This is a genomic window from Terriglobia bacterium, from assembly GCA_036496425.1.
GTDB lineage: Bacteria > Acidobacteriota > Terriglobia > 20CM-2-55-15 > 20CM-2-55-15 > 20CM-2-55-15.
On the sequence record DASXLG010000145.1, the window covers coordinates 20,642 to 36,948 of the forward strand.

Here is a 16,307-nt window from a genome sequence, read left to right on the forward strand (position 1 = left end):
TTGGCGGACGGTGTCCGGAACTCATTCTGACGCAAACGTTTGCTCGGCGCGGTTGAAAAAAACGACCAACTCCGATAAAAGACAACACCATGAGTAAGGCCGCATTCACAGAGATCACCAACTTCGACGGCAAAGACTTCAACGACGCGGATTTCAACGGCGCGGAATTTTCGGACAAAGTCACCTTCCGCAATGCCCGGTTCACCGGACGGACCAATTTCCATGGTGCCATCTTCAAGGGCGTCGCCGATTTTACCGGAGCGCGATTCCAGGGCGAAGCAGATTTTTCCGGCGCCGCTTTCAACCATGACGCGCATTTCTCAGAAATCGAGTTCTCAGGCGATTCCGATTTCTCGAACACCTCCTTTCATGCGTGGGCGCTCTTCAGCAAGAGCCGCTTCGGACACGGCGCGGCTTTTCGCGGCGCAAACTTCAGGGGATCGGCCCGCTTCACCGCAGTCGATTTCGCGGCGGATGCGGATTTCCGGGAGTCCCGGTTCATCGCGTATGCCGATTTTCCGGATGCGGCGTTTCACGGAAAGGCGCTTTTTGCCGGCGCAAAACTCGAATGCAAATCGATCTATAAGAACGTAACATTTGCCGGTGATGCGGACTTCTCCGGTGCCCGCTGCACGCATCCCGTCAATTTCAGCGCCGCCACTTTCGGCGGCGCGGCGCTGTTCGAGGGCGTCGTCTTTCTTCAGTTTGTGGACTTCAAAGAGGCTCAACTGAGAAGTGTCTTTGTTCTTTCGCCTCCGGCGGGCTCGGAGGGCCTGGCGCCCGAAATCCGGTTCGAGTCGGTAACGCTGGCCCAGCCGGATAAAGTGAGGTTTTCAAACATCAGCTTTGAAAAAATCACGTTGATGGGAACGAACGTTGCGGGCATCCACTTTGAAAATCCCAAGTGGCCGATGAAAGGGCTGCTGAACTCGACGAAAAGGTCCGTGGTGTTCGACGAGATCCAGAAGGACACGCCCGATCCGCAGAAGCTCGCGCAACTTTACAAGGACATCCGCGCGAATCTCAAAAAGGCCGATACGACGCGGGATCTCGGAGATCTTCTCTATAGTGAAATGGAAGTCCGCCGGAAACAGCGCCGCGACGGGAACGACAGACTGTACTTCTTTCGCCGGTATTTCTCACCGTACACCCTTCTCTGGCTGACGTGCGGGTATGGAGCGCGGCCATTGCGCGCCATCGCCGCCATCACGCTGGCCGGCGCGGTATTCTGGAGCATGCAGCCATGAAGACGCTCGTCCTGCTACGCCACGGAGAAAGCACCTGGAACCGCGAAAATCGTTTCACGGGCTGGACCGATGTCGACCTCAGTCCGGCCGGTGTCGAAGAAGCGCATGCCGCCGGCCGGCAAATGCGGGCCGACGGCTATCTTTTCGATGTGGCATACACCTCGGTCCTGAAGCGCGCGATCCGGACGCTCTGGCTGTCGCTGGATGAAATGGATCGGATATGGATCCCGGTCGTTAAGACATGGCGTCTGAATGAGCGGCACTATGGCGCCCTTCAAGGACTGAACAAACTCGAAACCGTCGAGAAACACGGCGAAGCGCAGGTGAAGGTCTGGCGAAGAAGTTACGACATTCGTCCTCCCGCCTTGTCTCCGGACGACGAACGCGCGCCGCACCATGATCCTCGATATGCGAACCTCAAAGCGGGCGAAGCTCCGCTGACCGAGTGCCTGAAAGACACTGTCGAACGCGTGCTTCCCTACTGGCACGGAACCATCGCGCCCGCCGTGCGAACCGGGCAGCGCGTGCTTATTGCGTCGCACGGCAACAGCCTGCGCGCGCTGGTCAAATACCTCGACGATGTTTCGGATAACGATATTGTGGGCTTGAATATTCCGACCGGTATCCCGCTGGTCTATGAATTGAATGACGACCTGACGCCGAGCCGGCACTTCTACCTGGGCGATCCGACGGCAGTGGAAAAAGCGGCACAGAAGGTCGCGGATCAGACGAAGAAGAAATAAACGCAACTATGGGCGCGGACTATGAAGGTGTGAACGAATTAGCGCCGGAAGCGCCTCCGGCGCTTAATTCATTCACAACCTTGCATGACCGAGCCCACAGGTACGGCTACTGCGTCGCGTGGAAGCGGCCGACGTAGGCGGACTTGCCGATGACGTGTCCTTCCATCGCTGTCATAACCTCCATGCGAGTCGCCGTGGCAGGTAGATTCAGCTTGGTATCCAGAGCGTAAAACTCAAATACATAGTGATGAAAAGGGCCGACGCCTGCGCCGGGGCCGAAGTAGCCGCCGCGGCCGACATTGGTGGTCGACTGCTTGGTGCCATCCGGCAGGTCGCCCATCGGAAGACCTTCGGCCAATCCTTTCGCGGATCCCGGCACGTCCCAGATCATCCAATGCAATGTGTCCGGGCCGCCGCGGCCGGGAGGGTTCTCGATGTCGTGCATGATCAAAACGTAGCTCGCCAGATTGGCCGGCGGCATGGCCGAAGCCGTGCCGTTCATCCAGTTGAATTCGAACGCGGGCGACATGTTTCCACCGCGCCCGGCGTATTTCATCGGAACTTCGCCGCCATCCGGCCATGCCGATGACGTCACATTCAAGGCCGGTCCGCGCTGCCCGCCGCCGCGTCCGCTGCCGCTGCCTGCGCCGCGGCCACCGCCACGGCCCTGCGGCGCCTGAGCCGCAACACCGATTCCGACCACCAGGACAACGAGCATCACGATCACCAGGGATCGTAAAAGCTTCACCTTCATGATTTCTCCTCCCGAGGATTGAAAAACTATCGCGGCAAGTTTACAGCGGTGAGCTGAAATTCGAAAATGTTCGCTTTCGAACCGTCGGAGAACTCGACCGCATATTCGTTGAAATGTGGACGGAAAGGGTCCGGCGTCACTTCCATGACTGTGCCGGAATCTGCTGGAAACAGGTTCACAAATCGAGGCAGGACTGCTACGCGATCACCCACCTTAAACCGCTGCATCCGTTGTCGCCGACGTCCTATGAGCGAGGAGCCTCAACCGGAGCGTGGTCCCCCCATAATATTTGGACGGCCGGGAATACAATCGTGGCAGCAGCCTGCCACCTCCAGCGCCGGCCGCGTTGCGAATTGTTGCAAAGTAAGAAGAACTTTCTGGCAATGTAAATGCAGACAATCTCTGCAATTTAACATGGGGTCACAAAGCCAGCCGCCAATTCTCAACCACGTGGAAAACCGCCGCCTGCTCGGCGCCGCCACAGGCACTGTGGTCTTGCTGCCGTGGGAACGTGAGCACATCCACCGGTGCGAAACCTGCCAGGGCGTTTTTTACGTGTTTTTAAACCAGCCTTTGGATCTGCCGCCATCCCCATCCGGCCGGAAAGAGCCCGCCGCCTGACCCTGGAACACTTCCACGCCCCGAGCGTCCCGCCGCGACGATTCATTGATGTTACGCGATGGGAACGCATGCTGCACCTCCCCCTGTGGAGGCGCATGAAATCCGGCCATATCGACAATCGCAAACTGTACGAGGTCGTCGAGGAGAAAACGGTCCTCAAGCCCGCTGAAGTCGAACACCTGCGGGATTGCGAGGAGTGTATGGAGACCATCCGCATCCTCGTGCGCCAGAAACTGGCGAAAGGCGCCGGACACAGTTCATAGCCGGACCATCATCATCGGCCGGGTTACGATTCGAGACATGAAAAGCCGAGGGCGCGGGCGGCAGTCGCCTGCTGGCTGTCGTGCGTCGCGAAGCAAAGATCGGATGCGCGGCGATCCCGAATGGCCATCGCGCTGACAAGATGGAAAGCATCCAGCGTCTTGACGACAGTCGGCATGCTCCTGGCCGCAGCCATGATGACGGATTTCGTCACACGCACACGTGTGATTGTTTTCTCGATCTTCACGAATTCCTCGACGGTTTGAGCCAGCGCCTCGTCATCGAGCGCGCCTTCCAGGCGAAGCCGATCGATCACTCTGCGGCATTCGACGCCGAGCAGTTCGCTGGAATACGCTTTTTCCCACTCGCCCCATTGCGAGAACTGTCGCGGCTGATCCAGCAAAACGCGCAAAATGATGCTCGAATCCAGATAGATATTCATCGATCTCCCCGCGCCTCCCGAAGGATACTGTCGAGATCAATCCGCTTCCGGGGACGTACCCGCTTGATCCGCTTCAAGTCCGACGGTGAAGCGCTTGCCTCGATTACCACCAGATCATCCGGCTCATCCTCGACCGGAACCAGCCGCGCAATCGGAGTACTTCGGTCGTAAACCAGAACAGTCCCGCCCCGTCGAACCTCCGCCAGGAACGCACTCAGCTTTGCTTTTAATTCAGAGACGTTGGTGGTCTTCATGACCTGATTATGACTATATCTGGTCACGACGTCAAAAAGCGGGTCAAGGTGGGAAACTTTTGCGTTGAACCGGTTCATGTTCCGCAATTTATGACCGGATGTGGCATGATTTCCGGCACAGGAATAGATCAAGGAGCTTGGGATGACACGAAGACTGCGCCTTTCAGGAACTCTTGCTGCTTTATGGATTGCGTTCGCGACCTATGCGCTGACTGCTTATTCGCAGCGGGGTCCAGCGCCGGTTGCGCCCGGCCAGCAGGCGGCGCCGCCCGCTGGGCAAGGCCGCGGGCAGCGTGGACAGCGAGGCCAGGGAACGCCGGGAACGGAAAGCGGCTGGTCTGCATTTCAAACGCGATGCGCAATCTGCCATCTCAATCCCACCGTGGACCTGGCTACCCCGGCTGCGGAGATCCGTGAAATGACTCCGGAGCGGATCTACGAATCGCTCATGACGGGCTCGATGAAGGATCAGTCGCAGGGACTCTCGGATGTTCAAAAGCGCCGAATCGCGGAGTTCCTCTCGGGCAGGCCGCTGGGCAGTTCAAAAGCCGGCAGTGCCAGAGACATGCCGAACAAGTGCGCCAACAATCCTGCGATGACGGATCCGGCGGCGGGCGCGGGATGGAACGGCTGGGGCAACGACAACAGCAATACCCGTTTTCAAAGCGGCGGAGCCGCGCGCCTGACGGCCTCCGATGTACCGCGGTTGAAATTGAAATGGGCGTTCGGCTTCCCTACCGGCGAAACCTCGAACACGCAGCCGACAATCGCCGCCGGACGTGTCTTTGCAGGAAGCGATAACGGTTTCATTTATTCACTGGATGCGGCGACCGGATGCGTCTACTGGTCGTTCGAGGGTGGATCCATTGTTCGCGGCTCGCTCACCGTCGCGCCGGTCGGCGGGCAGGGCAATGCGCGCTACGCAGTTTTCTTCGGCGACGCCCACGCCAACATCTTCGCCGTGAATGCCCAGGATGGAAGAATGCTGTGGAAAACCAAGGTGGATTCGCACGTCGTCGCGCGAATCACAGCAGGCTTGCGGGTATACAACGGCAAGGTATTTGTGCCGGTCTCTTCCTCCGAAGAGTTCAGCAGCGGTACTCCGGACTACCCGTGCTGCACATCTCGAGGAAGCCTGGTTGCTCTCGATGCGAATACCGGCAAGATCTCCTGGAAGACATGGGTTGTTCCCGGCGACGTCAAGCCCGTCAAGATCCAGTCCAACGGCGTTGTCCTTTATGCGCCCGGCGGCGGCGGCGTGTGGAACTCTCCGACGATCGATCCGGTTCGCAATGCCGCGTACATCGGCACCGGTGATGCGACAACAGGTCCAGCACCCAAGACTACCGATGGCGTGATGGCGATGGACATCAATACCGGCAAGGTCCTGTGGGCCTATCAGGCAGACCAGAACGATGTCTTCATGGGAGGATGCAACGGGCCGGTGCACAGCGAGGCTTGTCCGAGTCCGATGGGGCCGGATCTGGATATCGGCAACTCACCGATTTTGAAAACGCTGCCGGACGGAAAGCGCGCCTTGTTCGTCGGAACCAAGCAAGGGCACATCATCGCGCTCGACCCGGACAATAACGGGGCTCTGCTCTATCGCGTTCTCGCATCGACGGGACAACCTGTGGTCGAAAGGGGAGGCACGGGCGGCAACATCGTCTGGGGCGGCGCTGCCGACGATCAGAACCTGTATTACGGTGCAGGCGGAGGCGGGCTTGTCGCGTTCCGTTTCGCGACAGGACAGAAGCTGTGGGCATTCAAGCCTCCGGCCAACGGCGGCGCGCTCGGCGCCGCACCGACCGCCATTCCGGGAGTCGTCTTTGAAGGATCGTCCAACGGCCATCTCTATGCAGTCTCTGCGGCAGACGGAACGCAGATCTGGGAGTTCAACACGGCTCAGGAACTCGGCACCGTGAACCAGGTGCCGGCCCACGGCGGCGCGATCTCGGTGTCGGGTCCTGTCATTTCGGGAGGGATGCTGTTCGTGAGTTCGGGCTACGCCATCACGAGCGGCGCGTCGGGTGGAAATCTGCTGCTGGCGTTTTCGGTAGAGTAGGCCTTTAGCCGCAGATGACGCGGATGACGCAGATGGGGGCGCATCATGAAGTTCGTTTTTGCGCCCCCATCTGCGTCATCCGCGTCATCTGCGGCTAAAAACCGTTCCCTTCCGTTTACGGCTTCACTTGATAATTGATAGGGCCTCTGCGCGAGTTGAGAAGGGCGCGGCGCTGATCGGGATTCAGTAAAAGCACGACCTTTCCCAGTTGCTGGCCTTCCATTTTTGAAACCTGATCGCGATCCACATTGCCTTTCGCATCCTTGGGCAGCTGACCGATTTGCTTCGCAAGGTCAACGTATGCCGCCTGAACCTGTTTCTCCTGATCGCCCATCAACGGTACCTGCGCCGTTTCCATGATCAACTTCAAAGCCTGAAATCCGCCGCGCATCATGATCTGATCCACGCGATACCGCCGGAGCGCCGTACGCTGGTCCGCAGTCAGCGTGTCGTTGAGCTTCTTCATGTAATCCGCATTGACCCGCCGCGAGGCATCCTCGCTTCCAACATTCGCTTCGAGTGCCTTGACGGCATCATCGACGGCGACGCTCAACTCTTTTTCCTGTTTGGACGTCAATGGCAGTCCTGCGCCGGAAAAGAAGCGCTTCAATTGCTGAACCGGCTCGTTCCCTCTCTGAATATCCACCAGGGCGAGATCGCCGATCGCATAGACTCCGAACATACCGATATCACGAAGGGCAGCCTCCTCCGTGTCCTGAGCAAAAGCCGGAGCCGCGATCAAAACAAAAACAAGAAACCACGCGAAATGTTTCATTGTGAGATCTCCTCTGAGAAACCTTGTACTGCACAAAGCAGACGAAGGTCAATGTAATGATTAAATCGAGTTGCGGAGTGCGCAATGGATGTTGGTACCGGTATTGCCTGAGCATCGGCGGATAAATGTCCCAATGATGCGAGGAACAATAGCAATCATGGAGTTTTTAGCGGGTTCGATTAACGGAGAACACGGCATCTACAAGAATTATTGCTGCGGCGACGAGCTTGTCCTGTACCGGGGAATAACCTTCCCTAACTGCAATAAGCACAAGCAGATGATTACGCGTTGGCGGCTGGTGGGAAGGATTGCCATGGGCCGCATGAGCGAGGCTCAGGGCAGCGGCCATGACCCGAACAGCGGAACGCCGGCGGCCTGAATTCAGCGTTGGCCTCGTCTGATCCGTGTACGCCAAAGAACATAAGTTCCCTGTTTCATACGGTCAAATTTCCTCGAACGGCAGTGGAGTACGAGTGTCGAGTGACTGAACTCCAACAATCCTCATTTATCATCCCAATAAAATCCGGCTTCAGCGGCTCGTCCAGTTCATTCAGTCGGCGGGCTACACGGCGCTCGGCGCAAGCAGCGAATCGGAAGCGCTTGCGCTGGTCGTGGAACCGCCGTGAGGCGTAAGCCTATTGCATCATTGCAGCATTAGAAGTTGCTGCATTTCAGATTTAGAACTGCAAAAACTTCCAATGTTGCAATGGTGCAATAGACTTCTGTCTAATCTCTTTGTTGAAGATGAAACGATTCTTAACCTTTGTCCTTCTCCTCTCGCTTTCCGCTCTTGCGGCGCGGGCACAGAAGCGATCGTTCAGCGTCATCGAAGCCACCATTCCGGATATGCAGCGCGCAATGAAGGAGAAACGCGTGACGTCGCGCGAGATTGTGCAGCAGTATCTCGCGCGCATCGCGGCGTACGACGATAAACTGCGCGCCACGATCACTGTAAACCCCAATGCATTAAAGGAAGCCGAGGAGCTCGACCGTGAGAGGGCGCGCGGCAGACTGCGCGGGCCGCTGCATGGAATCCCGATCGCATTGAAGGACATCATTCAAACCACAAACATGCCGACGACGGGCGGCGCGCTGGCCTTCGACGGATTTACGCCGCCGTATGAAGCGACACTGACAAAACATCTGCGGGATGCCGGCGCGATCATCATCGCGAAAACCAGCCTGACGGAACTGGCAAACTGGGTGGCGGGCGCGCCGACGCCGATGCCCACGAACTACAATCCGATCTCCCGCTACGGCCTGAACCCTTATGATCCGCGACGCGATCCACGCGAAAGCAGCGACGGCCGGGCGGCGCTGTTTCCGGGCGGCTCGAGTTCCGGAATCGGGACGGCGGCAAACTTCTGGGCGGCGAATGTCGGCACTGAAACGTCCGGTTCGATCCTGACTCCCTCCAATGCGACGATGCTCGTTGGAATCAAACCAACTGTCGGCCGCATCAGCCGTTACGGCGTGATTCCGATCACTGCGGATCAGGACACACCGGGTCCGATGGCAAAGAGTGTCGCCGACGCCGCCATTCTTCTCGGCGTCCTCGAAGGAAAGTCGGCGGATCCCAACGATGCCGCGACCAACCGCTGCCCTCGCCCGCCGAACAACGACTACACGCGCTTCCTCAAACGCGGCGGATTGAAAGGCGCCCGAATCGGCATCCCGCGCGCCTCGTTCTACGATGGGCTTGCCGGAGCCCGCGCCCAGGCGATGGACGATGCGATCGACATCCTCAAACAGCAGGGCGCCGTCATCGTCGATCCGGCGGATATACCGAGCGTGATCGATCGCGACCCGCAACAGAACATCGATCTCTGGGGTATCTGTTCAGGAGCCGGCAATGCCAAAGGCAACGATGGGAATTGTTCCGTCGTCCTGAAATACGGGATGAAGCGGGATTTCAATCGCTGGCTCTCCACCCTTGAACCGGCCGCGCGCGTGAAGACATTAACGGAACTGCGCCAGTGGAATCTGAAGCACGAGCGGGGTGGCGCCATAAAATACGGCCAGTCCAATCTGGATATTTCGGATGAAATGGACCTCGAGGCGGACCGGACGCGGTACGAAGCCGACCGTGCCAGGGATATCGCGCTTGCCGGAACTCACGGCATCGATGAAGTCATGAAAGGACAACACCTCGATGCGCTTCTGTTTCCCGGCGCCGGCGGAGCCGCGCTCGCGGCGAGACCCGGTTATCCGACAATCATCGTGCCCTTCGCAATGGTTCCCAATGCCGGATTATTTCCTGACGGCTTCGATCCGAAGCCGTCCCCGTTCGGTGTCAGCTTCACCGGAATGGCCTGCAGCGAGCCCCGCTTGATCGAGCTGGGATATTCCTTCGAACAGGCGACGAAACGCCGTGTTCCGCCGCCCCTTCCGTAACTACTGCACAGTCGAAATGGTCGTGACGCCGCCCGGAGCAATCGCGATGTTCTGCGCGGTCGATCCGGATGGCAGCGTCAGGGGCGCGCCGTTCGGAGTGAAGAAATCGATGCGGACGACCTGCGCAACTCCCGAAAGATTGGCGATCGTAATCTGGCTCACCCAGCCGGCGCCCGTCGCCACCTGAGGCAGGAGCTGTGCGCCTGGCCCGCCGACATTCAGCATCAACTGAGGAAACGCGATAACGGAAGGCGAGAGAACCGGAATCGTCGTCGGCACTGAGGTCGCGGTAGTTGTGATTGTTCCGGTTGTTCCCGTCAGCGTTGTCGTAGTTCCCGGCACCGGGATGACCGTTATCGGCACAACTGAAGTAACAGGCGTCACACCCGTTATCGGTGCCAGTGAAGTAACGGGCGCCACTCCCGTTATCGGGGTCGTTACCGTGGTCGGCAACGGCGTCGGCTCAAGACCTGGGAACGTCGCCGGCAGCTGCGAGATCGTGGTCGGAATCGGATTGATTTGCTGTGCGATCGTCACCGGCGCCACAGCGATGCCGGTTTGAACCGTGGTCGTTCCGGTGGCCGGGACACTACCGGCCGAGAGCTGTGTTGCCACCGGCAAAGAGGTGAACGAAAACCCGGTGAACGACAGGCCAAGCACACCCACCGGAACGTTGGAGCTGATGAATACCAGTCCCGTCAACGGCGCGGTAAGAAGAGAATTACCAGAAAACAGTTCTGTGATGAACCTGGAAATCTGCTGATGCGCCCCAAGCGTGAGGGTCCTGGTGTCCGCTGTGACTCCCTGCTCGTTTCCCAGCGTCAACGTCACCGTTGCAGGGGTGTTGTTCGGATTGACTATCGCAATTCCCGTGTTCACGCCTGTGCCGGGATTCGAGTTAATGACGACATCGGTGAGCGTCACCAGTGGACTCGCAATCACGCTCGATTGAAAGAAATTGCCGTCGACCTGTTCGCCGAATATTTCGGATATGCTTAATCCGGCGCCGGTTCCCGACGTGGGTGTGACCACCGCAAATCCTGTCTGAATCGTTTGTCCGAATGAAAGCAGGGGAATCGAGACTGCCAATATAAATGCACACAAGAGGAGTTTCATAGGACCTCCCCTATCCCCACTGCACGGCGGCCTCCAGCTTCGGCTAAGATAGGAGCGTGGAACGCCTCGAAGAACTGGCCGATCAGTTGCGGATCAACAAGATCCGCCGCCACATCTTCTTATGTGCGGATCAGACGAAGCCCGCCTGCTGCGCCAAAGAAGACGGGTTGGATTCGTGGAACTACCTGAAGAAACGTTTGGAAGAACTCGGGCTGACCCGGGCGGCGGAAAATTGTGTCTATCGCACCAAAGCCAATTGCCTGAGGGTTTGCCAGCAGGGCCCGATCGCGGTGGTATATCCCGAGGGGATCTGGTACCACTCCTGCACACCGGAGGTGCTGGAGCGGATCATTCAGGAGCACCTCGTCGGGGGGCGGCCGGTGCAGGAATACATGTTTGCAAATAGTGACACATTTGCTTCCCAGTCCTCTGATAACAAACTTCGAATAACCGATTCCCATTAAACACTTCCCATTGCCCCGATCTCCCTATAACCGTTCCGGCAATGCCCTAGTCGAGTGGGCGCTGTCGATCAGGGACAAGGTGAAGAATTGGGGTAATGGGAAGTGTTTAATGGGAATCGCTTATTCGAAGTTTGTTATCAGGCAAACTCATCCCATCGCTCAAGCCGCATCAACCACGGACCGGCTGGTCTGATGCTGGTTCAAAACCTCCGCCGCGATCTTCTTGCTCAGGTAGACCTTGGACTCGCGATTGTCGCGCAGGTGACGCTGGAACTTCACGACGTCAAAGTTGAGATGATCGAGCGTGGCACGCATTCCATAAAAACGATTCTTCGTTTTGACGACCAATTCATGGTAGCCGTGCGCATGCGCCCATTCTTCCTGCTGCTCCGTGAGCGCGCGATATCGCCGCTGTCCGCGCCATTCCTCGCGCGTTCCGCCGATCCAGCTATAGAAGATTTTGCGGTTCGCAAACTCGACGACATCGCTAAGCTGGCCCACAAGATCCGACAATTTGACGTTGGTCTCGTGGGCCCGCAACTCGTGGCCGATTTTATAGGCGACCGGAATCAGCACGCCCTCATCGTCTTCCGCCATCGAGAGAAGGATCAGGTGCTCGCGGTCCTTCAAGCGGCTGACGATCTCGTCCGCCGTTTTCTTGATCTTGAACTCCGTGAAATATTCTTCAATGTACTGGGCTTCGAGCGCGCCGGACTCCAGCGAATACTGCCGAATAATATGTTCCATTCACTTAGATCATAACGGCGGCTTCACTCGCTCGTAAAGCATCGGAACGCAGCGGGTAGGCAAAGTGAGTGCAACAGTCAGGCCATAACTCGTCTTGACAAGCAGATGTGCCTCACCGGAAGCACGGCTGAGTTCCTCGATCTGGGTGACGTTCCGATATGCCGTTTTTCGCAGCGCCAATCCCGAGCGACCCGTGGTCACAAAGAACTCCGGATAGAGCCCGGCGAATTGCCGCAGCAGCAACACCAGACCAAACGCATACACGACCGCCTCGATGACAAATTCCATAGCCACCCCGGCGGGATTGACGAAGCCTCGATGGTAATAGACACCATGTATGAAAGCCGTCGTCCAGGCCGTAACGGCGCCGATCACTACGACATTCGCGGCCGTCGGCCATCGTTTATGCGACAGACCAACCGGTTTAGGAAGGCGCAGCAGAATCCTGAAGAGCAGCGTGTAAGGAATGACCACGACGAGAAACGCAAAGACGAGCGAAGATATCCACGAAGGCACAGTCCATTATCTGTGTATTCCACGTCATTCGCGGCTAAAAAGTACCCCAGCATCGTTCACGGAAGCCGCACTCCACGCGGTCACAATAGCTCCGGTCTGCAGCGGGCCAGTCGTCACGATCGAGCGCCTCGAAATACCGCGAGAACAGTTTCCGCAACCGGCTTTCGGCTTCGTCACGTGCATACTCGCGGCGGATGATTTTCATCGGCGCTTTCAGATACCACAATTCTGCAACGGCGCGATCGGTTCCAAGCGCCTTCATCAAGGCCAAACCATAAGCGGTCATCTGGATCTCGTAGGCCGTCTCGCCAGGCTCATGCCAGACCGCATACTTGTAATCGATGACGCGCGGGAGGTCTCCGCCGACAGCGGCGTCCATCCGTCCTCGAACCCAGCAATCTTTGCCATTGACGGGGAGATGCATGATGAACGGCAGCTCGCGTTCCGGATCCGCGGCTGCAAGTTCAAGCCAGGCCGAACTTTCGAATACATTTTCGAGGTCCGGAACGCCTGCCTCTTTGAGCACCGCGGCCGCCGGAGGTTTCACCGCCGTTTCGAGGAAGTTGTGGGCAATCGACCCAAGCTTCATTTGCGGCGTGTCTCCCGACGGTTCGCAGCCGGGTTCCGGTAAACCGAGGATGCGCGTCCAATGGAAGAACCGGAAGCAGCCGTTCAATGCGCCGAGATCGGAAGGAGTCATGTCCAGTTCCGGAACCGGCCGCGGCCCCGGCGGCCGGGGGATATCGGGCTCGGCGACAAGAATCGCGTCCGTTGCAAACGTAAGCTGCTCCGGCACATTCAATTGAGAAGCCGGCAGAACCTTGATCCAGAATCCTTTGAATCGCACAGTCTGAGATTTGCCGGCGCGGGCCGCAGCGATGGCCGCGGAGTTCACACTCTCGAAGACCTGGCCGATCCACTGCAGCCAGGGACCTCCCTGTTTTGAAAATCCTTCACCGAGGACCAGCATTTTTCTGGCGCGGGTGACGGCGACATAGAGCAGGCGTTTTTCTTCTTCATATTGCTGGTCGTCTTCCCAGCGCTTTTCCTGAAGCACCAGCGCGTGCGGCAGCGGTTTGCGGTGCAATCCATATGCAGCGCCGGCGAGCAGCCCCCAGCGGTCACTGAAGAACGTCCGCTCGCCGGAACTCCGGCCGGTGCGGGCCGCAAGATCCGGGATGATCACAATGTCGAATTCGAGCCCCTTCGCCTGATGAATGGTCAATACGCGCACCACTTCATCCGCCTGCGAAACGATCTGCGCTTCGGACTCCCGGACGCTGGTGTCGTGCGCGCGCTCGCGGAGATAGCGCACCACGTCGTCCAGCGCCGTCGTCCCCTGCCTGCCGAGTTCACGCGTGATCTCAATCAGCTTGCCGATATTGGCGGCACGCTGCGGCCCGTTTTTCTGCCCGATCATGACGGCGTCGAAATCTGTCCTGCGGATGATGTCCTGAAGGATCTCGGCGGCAGTGGCGGTGTCGCGTTTGCCGGACCAATGAGAAAGCAACTCTTCGAAAAGATCCGGGGGCGCAGGCGAGACGCTGCCGGCCAGTTGCTGGAAGGTCATGCCGAAGAGCGAAGAGGTGAGAACTGTCGCGCGAAGGAGCTCATCGCCGGGACGCAGAACGAGTTCCAGAAACGCGATCAGATCGGAGATTTCGGATTTCTGGTAGAACGCTGTGCCTTGCACGACGTAGACCGGAATCTCATGAGCTTCAAGGGCGGAAAGATAAACCTCGACGTTCGTCATCGCCCGCATCAGGAGCGCGACCTCTCTCCAGGACCGGATCCGCCCGGAGGCTTTCCATTGTTTGAGGAGCCGTGCGATCGCTTCGGCCTCCATTTCGCGGCCTTTCGCCGCCTTCGCTCCTTCTTCAGCTGCAACGTAAGTAATGCCGAGGAATTCCGCCTCCGATTTCGGTTTCAATCGGTCGGCCTCGCTAAAACGGACGCGGTATGAAAAATCGATGCCGCCTGGATCGGCGTCCATGACCTTGCCCCTGCCATCCATCATCCGGCTGCAAAGCTGGTTCGAAAATTCCACGATCGGGGCGGCGGAACGATAGTTGTCCTGCAAATGCTGGACATCGCCGCCTTCCTCGCGAATGCGGTTCAGCATCCGGAAGAACACAGTGACACGGGCCCGCCGGAATCGATAGATCGATTGCTTGGGGTCGCCGACGATCATCAGTTTCTGCGGACTCAGGCGGCCGGGCTGCAGCGGATCCTCCGCGAGGAGCGAGATAATGTCCGCCTGTACCTCGTCCGTGTCCTGAAACTCGTCGACCAGCAAAGCCTGAAACCGATTCTGGTAATGCCGCCGGATCGTGTCGTCGTCTTTCAGGAGATTACGGACTGCCAGCAGAAGATCGTCGAAGTCCATGGCACCGGCGGCGCGCTTCTTCGTCCGGAATCTGCCGGTGGATAAAGCCACGAGGCTGGAGAGGCGTTCCGCCGCGGCAACACCTGCGATTTGTCCGACGCGCGGAAGCAGGGCATTCGGATCGTCCCGTTTGCGCAGAGCGTGCTTTGCTTTTCTGCCTTCGAGTTCGTCCGCGAGCTCGCCGACCTTCTGAAAATCGGCGCCGCCATAAGGACGAACCTCATCCGCGATCTCTTTCTCGATCTCCGCTGCGGCGCGTCGCTGATCTTCGATACGCGACCTCAGCCAGTCTTCGCCGGCGCCGAGGCTGTTCAGCCAGTAGCCGGCTGACACGACAGTCTCCACCAGGCCTTCGAATCCAAAGTCGCCAAAGAGCTGTTCAACATCTTCGTTGCCGGAACGGATTTCCTGGCGGATTGTTTCACGGGCCGCCTCGCGAGCCAAGTCGAGACTTCGCTGTTCATCCAAAATGGTAAATCCGGGATCGATGCCGGCCCCGAAGCCGCGCTCGCGAAGAAGAATGCCGCAGAATCCGTGGATGGTGGAGATCGGCGCGACCGGCAAAAGCGCAATCGTTTTCATCCAGTGACCCGGCTTTGCGTAGAGCGCCGAACGGATTCTCTCTCGCATCTCCGCAGCGGCTTTCTCCGTGAAGGTGACGGCCGCGATGCGAAGAGGATCGCTTCCGCGTTCGAGCAGTTCGAGATACACCTCGACCAGCCGCCGGGTCTTGCCTGTACCCGCGCTGGCCAGGACAACCGTGTTTTTATCGAACGTGCTCATGGGCGATGAGATGACAATCCCCGCCTTTCAAAGGCGGGGTGGCTGCGCCATTAACAAAATGGTCCGTTCCTTAGCGGCGCAGACGGGGCGGTTAGGAACTTCAACAAAATTAGGTGCGCTTCGCGGTTCGTTGATAACCGCCCCGCCCGATCGTTCTAACGTTTGATCGCTCGGGCACCCCGCCTTGGAAAGGCGGGGAATGTCCATCTCATTGACTTTTCGTACAACTCTCATGTTCCATACAGCCGGCAGAGCCGGCGATAGTCACAGTTACTGCAGCCTTGCCGGTCCGCCGGATCGGGGGCGAGGCGGCCCTCCGCCACTTTCTCCACTAATTCTTCGATGCGGATCCGGACGTCCTCGAAGACGGCCGTATCGATCGCGTGCGAAACAACAGGCGTGCCCGGAGAGCGCAGCAGCAGATATCGGCCTTCGATGCGCACGGCGGAATCGGCGCCAAGGGCGTTCGCCGCGAGATAGGCATATACCGGAATCTGGAAGGATTGCTTCAGCTGCTTCGTCGTCGCACTCGAGGCGGCCGAATATTTGAAATCATCGATCCGGAGCGCATCGATTTGTCCGCCCTCGCGGTGCACGGCAACGTGATCGGGTTTTCCGGCAAGCGTGACGCGGCCAATCGCCGCCGGCGGCAGAGGCGCGTCCAGCCAGGCGGGCTCGGTCTTGAAACCGGCTGCCGCATCGCGCACGGCAAACTCCACATACCGGTTCAGAACGCTGA

Annotated in this window: 17 protein-coding genes; 6 read left to right on the forward strand and 11 right to left on the reverse strand. The window is 58.5% G+C overall.

Going from position 1 to position 16,307, the window contains the following annotated elements:
- The first annotated feature begins 89 nt into the window (after positions 1 to 89).
- Both VGK48_10475 and gpmA read left to right on the forward strand, forming a co-directional pair.
- The gene (locus VGK48_10475; GenBank protein ID HEY2381589.1) at positions 90 to 1,247 is read left to right on the forward strand and encodes a pentapeptide repeat-containing protein; all 1,158 of its coding nucleotides are present in this window, start codon (positions 90 to 92) and stop codon (positions 1,245 to 1,247) included.
- Positions 1,244 to 1,990 carry a 2,3-diphosphoglycerate-dependent phosphoglycerate mutase gene (gpmA, locus tag VGK48_10480; protein HEY2381590.1) on the forward strand — a complete coding sequence of 249 codons (747 nt, stop codon included), beginning with the start codon at positions 1,244 to 1,246 and terminating at the stop codon, positions 1,988 to 1,990. The genes VGK48_10475 and gpmA overlap by 4 nt, the downstream gene beginning before the upstream one ends.
- Positions 1,991 to 2,096: 106 nt before the next feature.
- Here the strand turns inward: gpmA and VGK48_10485 are convergent, their stop codons facing one another.
- The 5 genes from VGK48_10485 to VGK48_10505 all read right to left on the reverse strand — a co-directional run bounded on the left by VGK48_10485 (position 2,097) and on the right by VGK48_10505 (position 4,322).
- On the reverse strand, positions 2,097 to 2,744 hold the full coding sequence (locus VGK48_10485; protein ID HEY2381591.1) for a YbhB/YbcL family Raf kinase inhibitor-like protein: 648 nt from the start codon (positions 2,742 to 2,744) through the stop codon (positions 2,097 to 2,099).
- 26 nt (positions 2,745 to 2,770) lie between these two features.
- On the reverse strand, positions 2,771 to 2,971 hold the full coding sequence (locus VGK48_10490) for a hypothetical protein (protein HEY2381592.1): 201 nt from the start codon (positions 2,969 to 2,971) through the stop codon (positions 2,771 to 2,773).
- A gap of 324 nt (positions 2,972 to 3,295) precedes the next feature.
- Positions 3,296 to 3,619, reverse strand: a complete 324-nt coding sequence (locus tag VGK48_10495; protein HEY2381593.1) for a hypothetical protein — start codon at positions 3,617 to 3,619, stop codon at positions 3,296 to 3,298.
- 32 nt (positions 3,620 to 3,651) lie between these two features.
- Positions 3,652 to 4,068: a type II toxin-antitoxin system VapC family toxin gene (locus VGK48_10500; protein HEY2381594.1), complete on the reverse strand. Its 417-nt coding sequence runs from the start codon at positions 4,066 to 4,068 to the stop codon at positions 3,652 to 3,654.
- A complete protein-coding gene (locus VGK48_10505) occupies positions 4,065 to 4,322 on the reverse strand; it encodes a type II toxin-antitoxin system prevent-host-death family antitoxin (GenBank protein HEY2381595.1) in 258 nt (85 codons plus the stop codon). The genes VGK48_10500 and VGK48_10505 overlap by 4 nt, the downstream gene beginning before the upstream one ends.
- 142 nt (positions 4,323 to 4,464) lie before the next feature.
- On the opposite strand from VGK48_10505, the gene VGK48_10510 reads away from it, so the two are divergent.
- Positions 4,465 to 6,387 carry a PQQ-binding-like beta-propeller repeat protein gene (locus VGK48_10510; protein HEY2381596.1) on the forward strand — a complete coding sequence of 641 codons (1,923 nt, stop codon included), beginning with the start codon at positions 4,465 to 4,467 and terminating at the stop codon, positions 6,385 to 6,387.
- 115 nt (positions 6,388 to 6,502) lie between these two features.
- Here VGK48_10510 and VGK48_10515 read toward each other — a convergent pair whose 3' ends face one another.
- Positions 6,503 to 7,162 (reverse strand): hypothetical protein, encoded by a 660-nt coding sequence (locus VGK48_10515; protein HEY2381597.1) that lies wholly within the window; start codon positions 7,160 to 7,162, stop codon positions 6,503 to 6,505.
- A 157-nt stretch (positions 7,163 to 7,319) separates the two neighbouring features.
- Between VGK48_10515 and VGK48_10520 the strand changes: the two genes are divergently transcribed.
- Both VGK48_10520 and VGK48_10525 read left to right on the forward strand, forming a co-directional pair.
- Positions 7,320 to 7,541: a hypothetical protein gene (locus tag VGK48_10520; protein HEY2381598.1), complete on the forward strand. Its 222-nt coding sequence runs from the start codon at positions 7,320 to 7,322 to the stop codon at positions 7,539 to 7,541.
- 365 nt (positions 7,542 to 7,906) lie between these two features.
- Positions 7,907 to 9,556 (forward strand): amidase family protein, encoded by a 1,650-nt coding sequence (locus VGK48_10525; protein HEY2381599.1) that lies wholly within the window; start codon positions 7,907 to 7,909, stop codon positions 9,554 to 9,556.
- On the opposite strand, the gene VGK48_10530 is transcribed toward VGK48_10525, so the two are convergent.
- On the reverse strand, positions 9,557 to 10,672 hold the full coding sequence (locus VGK48_10530) for a hypothetical protein (GenBank protein HEY2381600.1): 1,116 nt from the start codon (positions 10,670 to 10,672) through the stop codon (positions 9,557 to 9,559).
- A 56-nt stretch (positions 10,673 to 10,728) separates the two neighbouring features.
- Here VGK48_10530 and VGK48_10535 point away from each other — a divergent pair, with 56 nt between their 5' ends.
- Complete coding sequence (locus tag VGK48_10535) at positions 10,729 to 11,136, forward strand: ferredoxin (protein ID HEY2381601.1); 408 nt, start codon at positions 10,729 to 10,731, stop codon at positions 11,134 to 11,136.
- A gap of 159 nt (positions 11,137 to 11,295) precedes the next feature.
- Here the strand turns inward: VGK48_10535 and VGK48_10540 are convergent, their stop codons facing one another.
- The 4 genes from VGK48_10540 to VGK48_10555 form a co-directional block, all read right to left on the reverse strand.
- Entirely contained in the window at positions 11,296 to 11,883 is a 588-nt protein-coding gene (locus VGK48_10540) for a hypothetical protein (protein ID HEY2381602.1), read from the reverse strand.
- Between the two features lie 9 nt (positions 11,884 to 11,892).
- Complete coding sequence (locus VGK48_10545; GenBank protein ID HEY2381603.1) at positions 11,893 to 12,399, reverse strand: hypothetical protein; 507 nt, start codon at positions 12,397 to 12,399, stop codon at positions 11,893 to 11,895.
- Positions 12,400 to 12,433: 34 nt separating this feature from the next.
- Entirely contained in the window at positions 12,434 to 15,568 is a 3,135-nt protein-coding gene (locus VGK48_10550; GenBank protein ID HEY2381604.1) for a UvrD-helicase domain-containing protein, read from the reverse strand.
- A gap of 230 nt (positions 15,569 to 15,798) precedes the next feature.
- The coding region (locus tag VGK48_10555) for a PD-(D/E)XK nuclease family protein (GenBank protein ID HEY2381605.1) at positions 15,799 to 16,307 on the reverse strand (509 nt) is incomplete at its 5' end.

Bases quoted from the DNA above. Each gene is read 5' to 3' on its own strand.
- VGK48_10550 (HEY2381604.1), bottom strand. From the start codon at position 15,568: ATGAGCACGTTCGATAAAAACACGGTTGTCCTGGCCAGCGCGGGTACA.
- VGK48_10485 (HEY2381591.1), bottom strand. From the start codon at position 2,744: ATGAAGGTGAAGCTTTTACGATCCCTGGTGATCGTGATGCTCGTTGTC.
- VGK48_10500 (HEY2381594.1), bottom strand. From the start codon at position 4,068: ATGAATATCTATCTGGATTCGAGCATCATTTTGCGCGTTTTGCTGGAT.
- VGK48_10540 (HEY2381602.1), bottom strand. From the start codon at position 11,883: ATGGAACATATTATTCGGCAGTATTCGCTGGAGTCCGGCGCGCTCGAA.
- gpmA (HEY2381590.1), top strand. From the start codon at position 1,244: ATGAAGACGCTCGTCCTGCTACGCCACGGAGAAAGCACCTGGAACCGC.
- VGK48_10520 (HEY2381598.1), top strand. From the start codon at position 7,320: ATGGAGTTTTTAGCGGGTTCGATTAACGGAGAACACGGCATCTACAAG.
- VGK48_10475 (HEY2381589.1), top strand. From the start codon at position 90: ATGAGTAAGGCCGCATTCACAGAGATCACCAACTTCGACGGCAAAGAC.
- VGK48_10525 (HEY2381599.1), top strand. From the start codon at position 7,907: ATGAAACGATTCTTAACCTTTGTCCTTCTCCTCTCGCTTTCCGCTCTT.
- VGK48_10490 (HEY2381592.1), bottom strand. From the start codon at position 2,971: ATGCAGCGGTTTAAGGTGGGTGATCGCGTAGCAGTCCTGCCTCGATTT.
- VGK48_10530 (HEY2381600.1), bottom strand. From the start codon at position 10,672: ATGAAACTCCTCTTGTGTGCATTTATATTGGCAGTCTCGATTCCCCTG.
- VGK48_10505 (HEY2381595.1), bottom strand. From the start codon at position 4,322: ATGAAGACCACCAACGTCTCTGAATTAAAAGCAAAGCTGAGTGCGTTC.
- VGK48_10510 (HEY2381596.1), top strand. From the start codon at position 4,465: ATGACACGAAGACTGCGCCTTTCAGGAACTCTTGCTGCTTTATGGATT.
- VGK48_10515 (HEY2381597.1), bottom strand. From the start codon at position 7,162: ATGAAACATTTCGCGTGGTTTCTTGTTTTTGTTTTGATCGCGGCTCCG.